Genomic DNA, 13,782 nt, shown 5'->3' with positions numbered 1-13,782 from the left:
CCTGAATCCCTTAGTCCTGCGAGCGCCGCATTCTACTACACCGACGCCTCGACGCCGGATGCGCGCACGCGGTCCATTTCTACGCGCATCCCCGCGACGACTTCGGACGCGGCATGAGCGAAGCCGACCGGATCCCCGTCGAATTCCTCGGCGAGGCGCACGATCGCGCTGCCCACGACCACGGCATCGGCCACGCGCGCGACCTGTCCGGCCGTCGCCGCATCGCGGATACCAAAACCCACACCCAGCGGCAGGTCCGTGTGCTGGCGGATGGCCTCAAGGCGCGCGGCCAGCGCCGAGGTATCCAGCGTCTGCGAGCCGGTCACACCCTTGAGCGAGACGTAGTAGATGAACCCGCGCGCCGCGCGCGCCACATGGGCAATGCGTTCGTCGGAGGTGGTGGGCGCCACCAGGAAAATCGGTGCGATCTGCGCGTTTTCCAGCAGCCCCGCGACGTCGTCGCATTCCTCGGGCGGCAGGTCCACCGTGAGCAGCCCATCCAGCCCCGCCTCGCGGGCCTTTTCGGCAAAGGTCTGGTAGCCCATCCGTTCGACCGGGTTCAGATAGCCCATCAGTACCACCGGCGTCTCGACGTCGGTCTTGCGAAACTCGGCGACCATGCCCAGCACATCCCGCAGGCTCGTGCCGTAGCGCAGCGCCCGCTCGCAGGCCTTCTGGATCACCGGCCCATCCGCCATCGGGTCGGAGAACGGGACCCCCAGCTCGATCAGGTCGGCACCCGCCTTCACCAGCGCATGCATCAGCGGCACGGTGGCTGCCGGCTCCGGATCACCCGCGGTCACATAGGGCACCAGCGCGGCGCGGTTCTCCGACCGCAGCTTGGCAAAACGTTGCTCGATGCGGGTCATAGCGTGATTCCTTCGCGTTCCGCCACGGTGTTGAGGTCCTTGTCGCCCCGGCCCGACAGGTTGACGATAATGCTCTGATCCGGGCGCATGGTCGGTGCCAGCTCCAGGACATGCGCGATGGCGTGGGAGGTTTCCAGTGCCGGGATGATGCCCTCGGTACGCGTGAGCCGATGAAAGCCTTCCAGCGCCTGGTCATCGGTCACGGCGACATAGCGCGCACGGCCGGTATCCTTCAGCCAGGCGTGTTCCGGCCCGACTCCGGGATAGTCGAGCCCGGCGGAGACCGAGTGGGTCCCGACGATCTGCCCGTGCTCGTCTTCCATCAGGTAGGTGCGGTTGCCATGCAATACGCCCGGCTGCCCGGCGCAAAGCGGTGCCGAATGCCGGCCGGACTCGATGCCCGCCCCCGCGGCCTCGACACCGATCATTTCCACGGACTCGTCATCCAGGAACGGATGGAACAGCCCGATGGCATTGGAGCCCCCACCTACGCAGGCCACCAGGGCATCCGGCAGCTTGCCGGTCATCTCCAGGTGCTGCGCCCGCGCCTCGCGGCCGATCACGGCCTGGAAGTCCCGCACCATGGCCGGATACGGGTGCGGACCCGCAACGGTGCCAATGATGTAGAAGGTGTCGTCGACGTTGGTGACCCAGTCGCGCATCGCCTCGTTCAGGGCATCCTTCAGCGTGCGCGTACCCGATTTCACCGCGACGACCTCGGCCCCCAGCAGACGCATGCGGAAGACGTTCGGGGTCTGCCGGCGCGTGTCCTCCTCGCCCATGTAGATCACGCACTCCAGTCCCAGGCGTGCGGCCACGGTCGCGGTCGCCACGCCATGCTGGCCGGCACCGGTCTCCGCGATGATCCGGGTCTTGCCCAGGCGCTTGGCCAGCAGGGCCTGACCGATGGTGTTGTTCACCTTGTGCGCACCGGTGTGGTTCAGGTCTTCCCGCTTGAAGTACACCTGCGCCCCGGCCAGCTCCTTTGAAAGGCGCTCGGCGTGATACAGCGGATTGGGGCGTCCGACGAACTGCTTCAGGTCATGGTCCAGCTCCGCCATGAAATCGGCATCGCCCATGTACTGCTCGTACGCCTTTTGCAGTTCGTCCAGCGCGCCCATCAGCGTCTCGGACACAAAGCGCCCGCCATAAGGCCCGAAATGCCCGCGGGCATCCGGGAACGCCGCCCAGTCGATCTTGCTCATTCATTCACCTCGCATTGGCGCACGGCCTTCACGAAGGCCTCCATGCGCCGTGCATCCTTGACCCCCGGGGCACTCTCAACCCCGGAGCTTACGTCCACCCCGTACGGGCGCAGGTGTCCCAGCGCCACGCGTACCGAATCCTCGTCCAGCCCCCCGGCCAGCAGCCAGGGCCGGTCCAGCGCCTCGGGCACTGTGTCCCAGTCGAAGCGGTGGCCGGATCCCCCGCTACGCCCGCCTCCATGGCTGTCCAGCAGAAAGCCCTGCGCGTGGGGGTGGGCATCCATCACCGGCCGCGGATCATCGGCCTCGTTCATCGACACAGCCTTGAGGTAGGGATGCCCGAAACGCGTACATTCCGCTGCCGACTCATGACCGTGAAACTGCAGGCAGTCCAGACGCACACCGGCCAGGACCTGCTCGACGCGTGCCGGGTCCGGGTCCACGAACAACCCCACCGTCGTCACGAACGGGGGCAGCGCCGCCACGATCTCCGCCGCGCGGTCAGACTCGACGTAACGGCGGCTGGGCGGGTGGAATACCAGGCCGATCGCGTCGGTCCCGGCACGCGCCGCGGCCTCCGCCTGCTCCGGCGTCTTGATTCCGCAGATCTTGACCCTGTAGCGCATGCCCGCCATCTCGAAAAACGCAGTCGCAAGCCTACCAGAACCCGGGCTCGGGCCCGGCTTTCCCGCAATCAGATCGCCCCATTGCCGGGGATGCCCTCCAGCGCCGGCCCCTCGGCACTGGGGAGAGTGAACTCGGGTGGATAGTCGACATGCACGAAGTAAAGCCCATCGGCCGGGGCCGTGATGCCCGAGACCCGCCGGTCGCGGGCCGCGAGAATCCGCGCAGCCCAGCCCGGCTCTTCGCGCCCGTCCCCGATCGCCAGCAGCACCCCGGCGATGTTGCGCACCATGTGATGCAGGAAGGCATTGGCATGGATATCCAGGACCACGTACGAACCGCGCCGCTGGACCGCAATGGAATGCACCTCCCGAATCGGCGATTTCGCCTGGCATCCGGCGGCACGCAGGCTGGAAAAATCGTGTTCGCCTACAAACGTCTGCGCCGCGTCATGCATCCGCGCGGTATCCAGCGGGCGTCGCCACCAGGCCACCCGCCCCGCCTCCAGCGCGGGCCGCACCGCTCGATTCGCGATCACATAGCGATAACGGCGACCAAAGGCCTTGAAGCGCGCATGAAAGTCGTCATTGACCGGCTCGGCCCAACGCAGGGCTATCCCGTCCGGCAGGCGACTGTTCGCTCCAAGTACCCAGGAGTGCCGTTCACGCACCGCCGAAGTGTCAAAGTGCGCCACTTGAGCGGTCGCATGCACTCCCGCGTCCGTGCGGCCCGCGCAGGTGAGCTCGACCCCATCATTAGCCACGAAACTCAACGCTGCTTCCAGATGCCCCTGCACGCTGGGGCCGTCTTTCTGGCGCTGCCAGCCCAGCAGCCCGCGCCCGTCGTACTCGACCCCCAACGCCCATCGCTGACGTACCGCTCCAGACACCCGATCTGCATCACGCATTGTCGACGCCGTATTTGTCATCACCCGATCACCACCACCAGGCAATCCAGCCGCCTGCGACCGCAACCATCCACAACCACGCCACGGCCACCGCGCCCCCTTTCCGGACTCCACCCATGCCCTGATTGAAATCGCCAGCCGCTGGCTCGGGCAGCTCCCCACTCAAGGCACGGTCCAGCCGAACAATCAGCCAGTCGCGCGCCGCCTGCAGTCGTTCACGCCAACCACCACGGAGTTGCTCACGTTCGCGTTCGGTGTTGACCCGATCCGACTCGAACAGCTCCAGGGCCAGAAAAAGCCGCTGCGCGAAGCGTGTGCCCCACGCGCCAAAACAACCACGAGGGCCCGCCAACAACGACGACAGCGCCGAGACCAGTTCCCCTCGCGAGAAACGCTCGGTCAGCCAGACCACCAGGACAACCACCAGCGCCAGCGCCCCGATGCGCCACGCGGCCTCGCTCAGGCCGGCCAGTGCCGAACCGCCTTGCGCTTCGACTGGCCATACGCCGAAGAACACCAGCAACGAGAGATAGAACCATTTCAATCGCCAGAGCAGGCGCCCGCAGCGACGCCAGGCGAACGGCCCGAGCCAAACCAGCCCCGCCGCCCCGACCAGCACTGCCAGGACCACGGGCGGCTTTGCGGTCGCCAAAGCCACCGACGCCAGCAAAACGGCCGGGAGCGCCCAGAGGGACGCCAACCCGGCCGTTTCTTGTTCCCTTTCGAAACCCTGCCGCATCATCGCGACAGGATACTGCTTCACAACACAGTTTGGCGGCTCAGGAGCTCTCCAGCTGCTGACGAATCGCCTCAGCCTTCGCCTTCTGATCCTCCGACCCGGTGGCCACGATCTCGTCGATCAGTTCGCGTGCACCTTCGTCATCGCCCATGTCCGCATAGGCCTGCGCCAGACTCAGGCGCGTTTCATTGTCTTCGTCGGCCCCGATGGGCGAGGAGTCTCCGTCCTCTTGCGGCAAGGCATCTTCCTGGCCCGCAGCCGGCAGGTCCTCGTCGCCCAGATCCAGTGCCGGGATATCACTCCCGGCCGCATCCTCCCGGGTTTCTTCATCCAGGTTCGGCAAATCGCTGTCGTCGATATCGAACGACAAGTCATTCAGGTCATCGCTGCGCGCTTCGTCCGTCTCCGAAAGGGTCTGCTCCGCTGGCGTCGAAGCCCCTTCATCGAAGGTCTCGTCAAAATCAAAGGTCAGCCCGGAGTCCGTCTCTTCCTGCGGCTCGGCGGTCTTCCCGAGATCATCGGTCTCCGATTCCACGTCTGGGAGATCCAGGCCGGAGAAGTCGATCTCGTTCGGTGCTTCGCTGTCATCTGCCGCCTGCGGCTCCACTGCAGCGCCCAGACCTTCTACCCCCGCCGGAGCGCCCGCGGGCCCTGCGCTGTCATCACCAGCGCCACCGATGCGCGATTCCAGCTCCGCCAGATGATTGCGCGTTCCAACATCGTCCGCCGGCAGGCGTTCGCGCAGGGCGGATGCCGCCTCACGGGCGCCTTCCTCGTCGCCCAGCGCCACGCGCGCCTCGACGAGCTTCAGACGATACTGGGTATTGTCCGGGTCGCGCTCGATGGCCTGGGTCAGGGTCTCCTCGGCCTGATCATTCATCCCGTAGGCCAGGCAAACATCCACTTCGGCCAGCACGTCGTCCACTGAGGCATCGCCACTGGAGCTCACCACTACAGGCTCACTCACCGACTCCTCTGGCTCGTCCGAATCAGCCAGCGGTTCGCGATCGTCGTCCTTGCCCGCGACAGCTCCGGCCGCCAGGCCCGCAGCGGCCCCGCCGGCTACGGCTGTAGCGGCGCCGCCCGATCCCGCGCCGGCACTGTCGATTTCACGTGCCTCGTAGCCGGCGGGATCCGCCGCCGCGGCCCGCACACCGCTGTTGTCCGCCCGCGCCGGCATGCCGGAAGCACGCTCTTCAACCACCACTTCGCGCCGACCACCACGCGCAAAGGCCAGCAACACCAGCAGCAGCAGGATTACCAGTGCAATCGCCATCATCAGCAGCAGCGGATCATTCATGATCCGCTCGTGCAGCGGCGCATTGCGTTCGGCATCTGCCCGATCGAGCCGTGCCATCAGTTCATTGCGTTCCGCCCGCAGCTGGCTCAGCTGCTCCTCGAGCTCCGCCATGTTCTCGCTCGAAAGCTCCGCAAGGCGGCCACGCTCACCCAGTTCCTCGCGCAGTTCGGTGATCTGCTCGCGCATCCCTTCCATCTCGGCGCGCTGGGACAACATGGCTTCCTGGAGCAGATCGGGGGACTCGGCCGCGGCCGCCGCCCCTTCATCCGTTTCCGGCAGGAGTTCTGTCACGATCTCCAGGCGGTCGTCGGCCGCCGCCGCGTCATCGTCCTCGTCCGTGGCGGCCACGGCATCATCCGCGGCGGCCTCGTCGTCCTCGGACACCGCCTCATCGTCCTCCGCTACCGCCTCGTCCTCTTCCGGGACCGCCTCGACTTCCGGCTCGGCATCGGCCGCTTCCTCAGGCTCGGGTTCCTCGCGAGCTGCGGTCACCGTTCCCTCGCGCCAGGCCTGAACCTGTCGCTGCACTTCCTGGCGCGCCTCGGCCGCACTACGCGACTCAAGCTCCGAACGCGACGGGACAGTCAGTTCAGCGCCCGCGCGCAGGCTGTTGATGTTCTGGTCAGAAAACGCGTCGGGGTTGGCCTCCAGGAACGCCAGCATCGCCTGATCCGCCATGCCGGCCAGACCCGCGCGCTCCACGATGCGATAGAGGGTGTCGCCGCTACGCACGGTATAGGCCTCGCCTTCGCGGGGCATCGGCGTGTCTTGTCGACGCGGCGCCTCGCGGGCGGTGTCACGCGGGGCCGGAGCCGCCGCCCCGGAAGGCATGGTGTCCGGCGGATCAAGCAGCAAAGAGACTTCACGCATTGAACGCCCGCCATCCCAGCGGGCCTCGAGGAGGATACCCACATACGGCTCGCGCACCGGCTGACGCGTGGTCAGCACCACCCGGCGATCCGCCCCCTCGCCCTGAACCTGGATGTTCAGGTCGCCCGGCACGCTACCGCGGCTCATGCCGGCGCGCCGGTATTCGTTCTCCGAAGCCTGACGCACCTGCAGCGAATCACTGGCCGCGGCACCGCCTCGCAGCGGAATCTCCGCCCGCAAGGTCTGGTTCAGATGGGATTGCAGGTTGACCTCACCGAAGCTCACCGAATTCGATGATGCCGGTGCAACCAGCAGCAAGAGCAGTAGCCCGAGTAGTAACTTGCGCACGAATCCCCCCTGAATGTGCCGCGCGGCCTGTCATCGCATGGGGCTTGAATAAAAGCCCCAGCGCCCCCTGACCGCGTGTTGCCGGGTATGAATTTTCCCGGACTTTTACCGGATTAAATCACAGGTAATCCCGGATCAAAACCTCGGCAATCTGGATTGTGTTCAGCGCGGCCCCCTTGCGCACGTTGTCGGAGACCACCCAGAGGTCCAGCCCGCGGGGGTGCGAGATGTCCTCGCGGATGCGGCCGACGAACACCGCATCCTTGCCGGAACCCTCGGTGACGGCAGTCGGATAGCCGCCATCCTCGTGCTTGTCCAGCACCGTCACCCCCGGTGCGGCGGACAGGATCTCGCGCGCCTTCTCGGCGCTGATCTTCTCGCGGGTCTCGATGTGCAGGGCCTCGGAATGGCCGTAGAACACCGGGATTCGGACGGCGGTCGGGTTCACCAGGATGGACTCGTCGCCCATGATCTTGCGGGTCTCCCAGACCATCTTCATCTCTTCCTTGGTGTAGCCATTGTCCTGGAAGACGTCGATGTGCGGGAGCGCGTTGAACGCGATCTGCTTGGGATAGACGTTGCACTCCACCGGGCGGCCATTCAGCAGTGCCGCCGTCTGGTGGGCCAGTTCCTCGATCGCATCCTTGCCGGTGCCGGAGACCGCCTGGTACGTCGCGACGTTGATGCGTTCGACGCCGACCGCGTCGTGCAGCGGCTTCAGCGCCACCAGCATCTGGATGGTGGAGCAGTTCGGGTTCGCGATGATCCCGTGCTTCTTGTAGCCGGCGACGGCCTCGGGATTGACCTCGGGCACCACCAGCGGGATCTCCGGGTCGTAGCGAAACTGCGAAGTGTTGTCGATCACCACGCAGCCGGCCGCGGCGGCCTTCGGCGCGTACTCCGCGGACACCGAGGCCCCCGGCGAAAACAGCCCGATCTGCACGGTCGAGAAATCGAAGGTGGCCAGGTCCTCCACTTCCAGCTCGCGGCGGCCGAAGGCGACCGTCTTGCCGACCGAGCGCGCACTAGCCAGCGCATGCACCTTGCCCAGCGGCAGGTCGCGCTCCGCGAGGATGGAGAGCAGGGTCTCGCCGACGGCGCCGGTTGCGCCCACCACGGCCACGTCAAACTTGCGGTCACTCATCGTTCATTCCCGGTTTAAGTTCTATCTTCAAGATATTGATTATTCGTAATACTCGTAGGATGCGTTGAGCGCAGCGAAACGCATCATTGGCTACAACGCCTAGCTCTCCAGCGCGGCCACCAGGGCATCACCCATCCCCTGGGTGCCGACCAGCGTCATGCCTTCCCCGAAGATGTCCGGCGTGCGCAGGCCCTGATCCAGCACCCGCCCCACGGCCTGCTCGATACGCTCGGCCAGGTCGTTTCGGTTCAGGCTGTGGCGCAGCAGCATCGCGACCGACAGGACGGTCGCCATCGGATTGGCCTTGCCCTGCCCGGCGATATCCGGCGCGGAGCCGTGGATCGGCTCGTACAGACCGACCCCCTCGCTGTTCAGCGAGGCCGAGGGCAGCATGCCGATGGACCCGGTCAGCATGGCCGCGGCATCGGACAGGATGTCGCCGAACATGTTGCCGGTCACCATCACGTCGAACTGCTTGGGATCACGCACCAGCTGCATGGCCGCGTTGTCCACATACATGTGAGACAGCTCGACCTCCGGGAATTCCTTCCCGACCCGCTCGACCACCTCGCGCCACAGCTCCGAGACCTCGAGCACATTGGCCTTGTCCACCGAGCACAGGCGCTTGCCGCGCTTCATCGCCGCCTCGAACCCGACCCGCGCGATGCGTTCGATCTCCGATTCGCTGTAGGCGGCCGTGTTGAAGCCGTAGCGCTCGCCGTTACGCTCCTCGATCCCGCGCGGCTGGCCGAAGTAGATCCCGCCGGTCAGCTCGCGGACGATCAGGATATCCAGCCCGCTGACCACCTCCGGCTTCAGCGTGGAGGCCGAGGCCAGCTGCGGATACAGGATCGCCGGGCGCAGGTTCGCGAACAGCCCCAGATCCGAACGGATTCCCAGCAGGCCACGCTCGGGGCGCAGGTCGCGCTCCAGCGATTCGTACTGCGGGCCGCCGACCGCGCCCAGCAGGATCGCGTCGGCGCGGCGCGCCGCCTCGCGGGTGGCCACAGGATACGGGTGACCTGCCGCATCGTGCGCCGCGCCCCCGATCAGGCCCTGCTCGATCTCCAGATCCAGCCCGCCGATCTCGCCTACACGCTCCAGCACCTTCAGCGCCTCGGCCACGATCTCGGGTCCGATCCCGTCCCCGGGCAATACCAGAATTCGGCTCACAAACCTCTCCTAACCATCAGATCAATCGAATTTCTTCTCTACCTGTAGGAGGCCAACCCTCTGGCCGATTGGGCGCCAGGACAGGCCCAATCGGCCAGAGGGTTGGCCTCCTACAAGGGGCACCATTCAGCCCTGCGAGTGCTCCGCCATCCAGGGCCACTCGCGGCGCTGGCGCTCCTCATAGGCGCGAATGTCATCGGCGTACTGCAGCGTCAGGGCAATATCGTCCAGGCCGTTCAGCAGGCGATGGCGCCGGTCTTCGTCGAGCGTGAAACGAAACACCGTACCGTCCGGCGCCGTTACGGTCATCTCTTCCAGGTTCACTTCGACCTGCGCGCCCGGGTTCGCCTCGACCTGCTCGAACAGTGCCTGCACCTCGTCCTCTGCCAGCACCACCGGCAGCAGCCCGTTCTTGCAGCTGTTGGAGAAGAAGATGTCCGCGAACGATGGCGCGATCACCGCGCGAAAGCCGAAGTCGGTCAGCGCCCACACCGCGTGCTCGCGCGAGGAGCCGCAGCCGAAGTTCTTGCGCGCCAGCAGGATGCTTGCCTGGTCGAACGGCGCCTGGTTGAGCGCGAAATCCGGGTTGATCCGGCGCTGCGAGCTGTCCATGCCGGGCTCGCCCGGGTCCAGGTAGCGCCAGTCATCAAAGGCGTTCGGGCCAAAGCCCGTGCGCTTGACCGATTTCAGGTACTGCTTCGGGATAATCGCGTCGGTATCGACGTTGGAGCGATCCAGCGGCGCGACAATCCCACGGTGTACGGTAAAGGCCTGCATCGCTTACGCCTCCTTCAGTGCCGACGGTTCGACGAAGTGCCCGGCCACAGCGGCCGCAGCGGCCAGCGCCGGGCTGACCAGATGGGTACGCCCACCCTGCCCCTGGCGGCCCTCGAAGTTTCGGTTCGAGGTCGAGGCGCAGCGCTCGCCCGGCTCCAGTCGGTCCGCGTTCATCGCCAGACACATGGAACAGCCCGGCTCGCGCCACTCGAAGCCGGCATCCAGAAAGATCCGGTCCAGCCCTTCCTGCTCCGCCTGCTGCTTCACCAGCCCGGAGCCCGGCACCACCATCGCCAGCTTGATGTTGTCGGCCTTCTTGCGGCCCTTGACCACCTCGGCGGCCGCGCGCAGGTCCTCGATCCGCGAGTTCGTGCAGGAGCCGATGAACACCTTGTCCGGACGGATCTCGGTCATCGGTGTGTTCGGCTGCAGATCCATGTACTCCAGCGCACGCTTCATGCCCTCGGCGCGCACCGGATCGGACTCGGCGGCCGGGTCCGGCACACGGCCGTCGATCGACGCGACCATCTCCGGCGAGGTGCCCCAGCTCACCTGCGGGGCGATCTCGGCGGCATCCATCTCCACCACCGCGTCGAACTCGGCGTCGGGGTCGGAGACCAGCGTGCGCCAGTATTCTGCGGCCTGTTCGAACAACTCGCCGCTCGGCGCCTGTGGCTTGCCGCGCACGTACTCGATGGTCTTCTCGTCCACCGCGACCATGCCCGCGCGGGCCCCGGCCTCGATGGACATGTTGCAGATGCTCATGCGGCCCTCGATCGACAGGCTGCTAATCGCCGAGCCGGCGAACTCGATCGCATAGCCGGTGCCGCCAGCGGTACCGATGCGGCCGATGATCGCCAGCACCACATCCTTGGCGGTCACGCCCGGGCGCAGCTCGCCCTCCACGCGGATCTGCATGGCCTTGGTCTTTTTCTGCCACAGGCACTGCGTGGCCAGCACGTGTTCGACCTCGGAGGTGCCGATGCCGAAGGCCAGCGCGCCCAGCGCGCCGTGGGTGGAGGTATGCGAGTCGCCGCAGACGACCGTCATGCCCGGCAGGGTGGCCCCCTGCTCGGGGCCGATCACATGCACGATGCCCTGGCGCACATCCGCCATCGGGAAGAACTTCAGCCCCAGGCTCGTGACGTTGGTCTCCAGCGTCTCCACCTGGGTGCGCGAGACCGGATCCTCGATCCCGCGGTCGCGATTGGCGGTGGGCACATTGTGGTCCGGCACCGCCAGCACGGAATCCCCGCGCCAGGGCTTGCGCCCGGCCAGACGCAGACCCTCGAAGGCCTGCGGGCTGGTCACCTCGTGCACCAGGTGGCGGTCGATGTAGAGCAGCGTCGAGCCATCCGGCTCCTCGCGCACCACATGCGCCTCCCACAGCTTGTCGTACAGTGTCTTGCCTGCCATCACCTGCTCCCGCGGCCGCGCCGCGATGTTCCTGCCATATTTTCGGTGAGCGCCCGCCAAAGCCCCCTGTAGGAGGCCAGCCCTCTGGCCGATGGGCCCCGACGCCGGATCGGCCAGAGGGCTGGCCTCCTGCAGACGAGCGGTACCACCGCATTGCCAGTCTGCGGCCGCTCTTCCATTCTTTCAAATCCGATTTATTATCTTTACCATTCCATATAGTTATGAATTGGCGATGCGGAGTCGCATCAGTCAGCCGTTCATTATCCCACGGAGGCGGAGGATGCGCCCGGAACAGCTCAGCATCGAGTCCCTGCAGGCCTTCGTGGCGGTGGTCGATACCGGCGCCTTCTCCGCCGCGGCCGAGCGGCTGCATCTGACCCAGCCGGCGATCAGCAAGCGCATCCAGTCGCTGGAAGCGACACTCCAACGCCCCCTGTTCGAGCGCCAGGGGCGCCGCGTACGACCCACCGAGGTCGCCGAGCGCCTGCTGCCCGAGGCACGCGAGATCCTGGCCCGCCTGCACGCGATCGAGCAGCAGGTGGCCGACCTCGACCAGGTCGTGCGTGGCCGCATCCGCCTGGCCACCTCGCACCACATCGCCCTGCACCGCCTGCCCGCCCCGCTGGCCGCCCTGCGCACCCGCTACCCCGAGCTGGAGCTGGAACTCGCGTTCATGGATTCCGAGGCCGGCATCGAGGCAGTGATGCACGGCGACGCCGACCTGGCCCTGGCCACCCTGCCCGCCGACCTGCCAAAAGACGCCGAGGCGCACACCGTCTGGACCGACGAACTGGTCCCGATGATCGCCCGCAGTCGCGCCCAGGATGCGCCGCAGGACACCCTGCAGCGCCTGCACGACTGGCCGGCGATCCTGCCGCCATTGGGCTCCACCACCCGCCGCCAGATCGATCAGGCCCTGGCCGCAGAGGGCCTGCACCCCGCCGCTGCCCAGGAGAGCCCGTACCTGGAGGTCATCCGCATGATGATCGCCGCCGGCCTCGGGATCGGCTTCCTCCCCCGCACCATGGCCACCGACGAACTGACCATCCTCGAATGGCCCGCCCCATCCATCACCCGCCAGCTCGGCTGGGTCCGCCACGCGGACCGCTACCGCTCGCGAACCCTTGCGGCGGTGATCGAGGAATTACAGTAATTTGATGACTGCAGTCGAACCACCGTCTCAGGCGCGTGCGGCCTCGCGGGGGAGCAGGGAGGAGATCATCCAGGTGGCGAAGATGAACAGGGTGGAGGCGATCAGCGCGCCCTCCAGAGCCCAGACCATGAAGATGGCACCGGAGGCGACGGTGCCGACCAGACGCCCACCGGCATTGGCCATGTAGTAGAAGCCGACCTTCATCGCGACCCGGTCGGTCTCTGCGTAGTCGAGGATCAGGAACGAGTGCACGGCGGAGTTGATCGCAAACACCACGCCAAACACGCCCAGCCCGACCATCAGCACCCAGGCCGGGTCCAGCCCCGTCTCCAGGCCGATTACGATGCCGATGGGCAGCAGCATCAGGATGAAGGCCCACAACCGCGCGGTCAGCCCAGTCGGATGCAGCCCGCCGCGGCCCAGCAGGCGCGGCACCGAGGCCTGCACGACCCCGTAACCGATCACCCACAGCGCCAGGAACGCCCCCACCTGCATGTGGTTCCAGTCAAGTGTCGCGCTGAGGAATACCGGCAAGGCGACCACGAACCAGACATCGCGTGCGCCGAACAGGAAGAACCGCGCGGCCGAGAGCACGTTGATCGCGGCGGAGTTGGAGAACATCTGGGTGAATTTCGGCTTGCCCCCGACCTTCCCCAGCCCGCGCGGCAGGCCGACGATGGAGAACAGCATCACCACCGCCAGCATCCCGGCCAGGATCACCAGCGCCATCTGGAACCCGACCGAGTACAGCAGCGCACCGCCGACGAAGAAGCCCACCCCCTTCAGCGCGTTCTTCGATCCGGTAAGGACCGCCACCCAGCGAAACAGCCGCCCCTCCCCGTCGCCGGCCACCAGCTTCACCCCGGACTTGGCACTCATCTTGTTCAGATCCTTGGCGATGCCCGACAGCGCCTGCGCGAACATCACGTAGGCCACGCCCAGCCAGGCCTCGGGCACCGTGAGCATCAGCAGCGCCGCAACCTGCAACAAGGTCCCGCCGATCATCGTCGTGTTCACTCCCAGCCGCGCGGCCAGCCAGCCGCCGGTCAGGTTGGTGATCACCCCGAACAGCTCGTAGAACAGGAACAGGAACGCGATCTCCAGCGGGCTGTAGCCCAGCTGGTGGAAGAACAACACGACCAGCATGCGGATCGCGCCGTCGGTGACGGTAAACGCCCAGTAGTTCGCGGTGATGCGCGCGTAGGCGCCCAGCCCCAGGGTGGGCGGTGCGTTCGGCGTTTCGGCCGGGCTGCCCAT

The 13,782-nt window shown here is 66.6% G+C and carries 12 protein-coding genes; 1 reads left to right on the top strand and 11 read right to left on the bottom strand.

Translation table 11 applies throughout. The features are described 5' to 3' along the window. Window positions 1-35: 35 nt before the first annotated feature. The 10 genes from trpA to leuC form a co-directional block, all read right to left on the bottom strand. On the bottom strand, window positions 36-869 hold the full coding sequence (gene trpA / locus F579_RS0102820; protein WP_019024360.1) for a tryptophan synthase subunit alpha: 834 nt from the start codon (window positions 867-869) through the stop codon (window positions 36-38). After that, entirely contained in the window at window positions 866-2,074 is a 1,209-nt protein-coding gene (gene trpB / locus F579_RS0102815; RefSeq protein WP_019024361.1) for a tryptophan synthase subunit beta, read from the bottom strand. The genes trpA and trpB overlap by 4 nt, the downstream gene beginning before the upstream one ends. After that, entirely contained in the window at window positions 2,071-2,700 is a 630-nt protein-coding gene (locus F579_RS0102810; RefSeq protein WP_019024362.1) for a phosphoribosylanthranilate isomerase, read from the bottom strand. Before F579_RS0102810 ends, trpB begins: the two co-directional genes overlap by 4 nt. A gap of 68 nt (window positions 2,701-2,768) precedes the next feature. Further along, the gene (truA, locus tag F579_RS0102805; protein WP_019024363.1) at window positions 2,769-3,557 is read right to left on the bottom strand and encodes a tRNA pseudouridine(38-40) synthase TruA; all 789 of its coding nucleotides are present in this window, start codon (window positions 3,555-3,557) and stop codon (window positions 2,769-2,771) included. Window positions 3,558-3,633: 76 nt separating this feature from the next. After that, window positions 3,634-4,347 (bottom strand): hypothetical protein, encoded by a 714-nt coding sequence (locus tag F579_RS0102800; protein ID WP_026301044.1) that lies wholly within the window; start codon window positions 4,345-4,347, stop codon window positions 3,634-3,636. Between the two features lie 37 nt (window positions 4,348-4,384). After that, window positions 4,385-6,799 (bottom strand): FimV/HubP family polar landmark protein, encoded by a 2,415-nt coding sequence (locus F579_RS0102795; protein WP_019024365.1) that lies wholly within the window; start codon window positions 6,797-6,799, stop codon window positions 4,385-4,387. 181 nt (window positions 6,800-6,980) lie between these two features. Continuing rightward, on the bottom strand, window positions 6,981-8,006 hold the full coding sequence (locus tag F579_RS0102790) for an aspartate-semialdehyde dehydrogenase (RefSeq protein WP_019024366.1): 1,026 nt from the start codon (window positions 8,004-8,006) through the stop codon (window positions 6,981-6,983). A gap of 99 nt (window positions 8,007-8,105) precedes the next feature. Further along, window positions 8,106-9,179: a 3-isopropylmalate dehydrogenase gene (leuB, locus tag F579_RS0102785; RefSeq protein WP_019024367.1), complete on the bottom strand. Its 1,074-nt coding sequence runs from the start codon at window positions 9,177-9,179 to the stop codon at window positions 8,106-8,108. Between the two features lie 126 nt (window positions 9,180-9,305). Continuing rightward, the gene (leuD, locus tag F579_RS0102780; protein ID WP_019024368.1) at window positions 9,306-9,956 is read right to left on the bottom strand and encodes a 3-isopropylmalate dehydratase small subunit; all 651 of its coding nucleotides are present in this window, start codon (window positions 9,954-9,956) and stop codon (window positions 9,306-9,308) included. 3 nt (window positions 9,957-9,959) lie between these two features. After that, entirely contained in the window at window positions 9,960-11,372 is a 1,413-nt protein-coding gene (leuC, locus tag F579_RS0102775; RefSeq protein WP_019024369.1) for a 3-isopropylmalate dehydratase large subunit, read from the bottom strand. 280 nt (window positions 11,373-11,652) lie between these two features. On the opposite strand from leuC, the gene F579_RS0102770 reads away from it, so the two are divergent. Further along, the gene (locus F579_RS0102770; RefSeq protein WP_019024370.1) at window positions 11,653-12,525 is read left to right on the top strand and encodes a LysR family transcriptional regulator; all 873 of its coding nucleotides are present in this window, start codon (window positions 11,653-11,655) and stop codon (window positions 12,523-12,525) included. 27 nt (window positions 12,526-12,552) lie between these two features. Here the strand turns inward: F579_RS0102770 and arsJ are convergent, their stop codons facing one another. Beyond that, window positions 12,553-13,782 carry an organoarsenical effux MFS transporter ArsJ gene (arsJ, locus tag F579_RS0102765; protein ID WP_019024371.1) on the bottom strand — a complete coding sequence of 410 codons (1,230 nt, stop codon included), beginning with the start codon at window positions 13,780-13,782 and terminating at the stop codon, window positions 12,553-12,555.

The sequence above is a fragment of the Thioalkalivibrio sp. ALJ21 genome, from assembly GCF_000378605.1.
Taxonomy (GTDB): Bacteria; Pseudomonadota; Gammaproteobacteria; order Ectothiorhodospirales; family Ectothiorhodospiraceae; genus Thioalkalivibrio.
The sequence above is the reverse complement of the archived record's forward strand: the minus strand, read 5'-3'. Positions and strand labels throughout refer to the sequence as shown.

Bases quoted from the DNA above. Each gene is read 5' to 3' on its own strand.
- F579_RS0102790 (WP_019024366.1), bottom strand. From the start codon at position 8,006: ATGAGTGACCGCAAGTTTGACGTGGCCGTGGTGGGCGCAACCGGCGCC.
- trpA (WP_019024360.1), bottom strand. From the start codon at position 869: ATGACCCGCATCGAGCAACGTTTTGCCAAGCTGCGGTCGGAGAACCGC.
- trpB (WP_019024361.1), bottom strand. From the start codon at position 2,074: ATGAGCAAGATCGACTGGGCGGCGTTCCCGGATGCCCGCGGGCATTTC.
- leuD (WP_019024368.1), bottom strand. From the start codon at position 9,956: ATGCAGGCCTTTACCGTACACCGTGGGATTGTCGCGCCGCTGGATCGC.
- F579_RS0102770 (WP_019024370.1), top strand. From the start codon at position 11,653: ATGCGCCCGGAACAGCTCAGCATCGAGTCCCTGCAGGCCTTCGTGGCG.
- F579_RS0102800 (WP_026301044.1), bottom strand. From the start codon at position 4,347: ATGATGCGGCAGGGTTTCGAAAGGGAACAAGAAACGGCCGGGTTGGCG.
- F579_RS0102810 (WP_019024362.1), bottom strand. From the start codon at position 2,700: ATGCGCTACAGGGTCAAGATCTGCGGAATCAAGACGCCGGAGCAGGCG.
- arsJ (WP_019024371.1), bottom strand. From the start codon at position 13,782: ATGGGCAGCCCGGCCGAAACGCCGAACGCACCGCCCACCCTGGGGCTG.
- leuC (WP_019024369.1), bottom strand. From the start codon at position 11,372: ATGGCAGGCAAGACACTGTACGACAAGCTGTGGGAGGCGCATGTGGTG.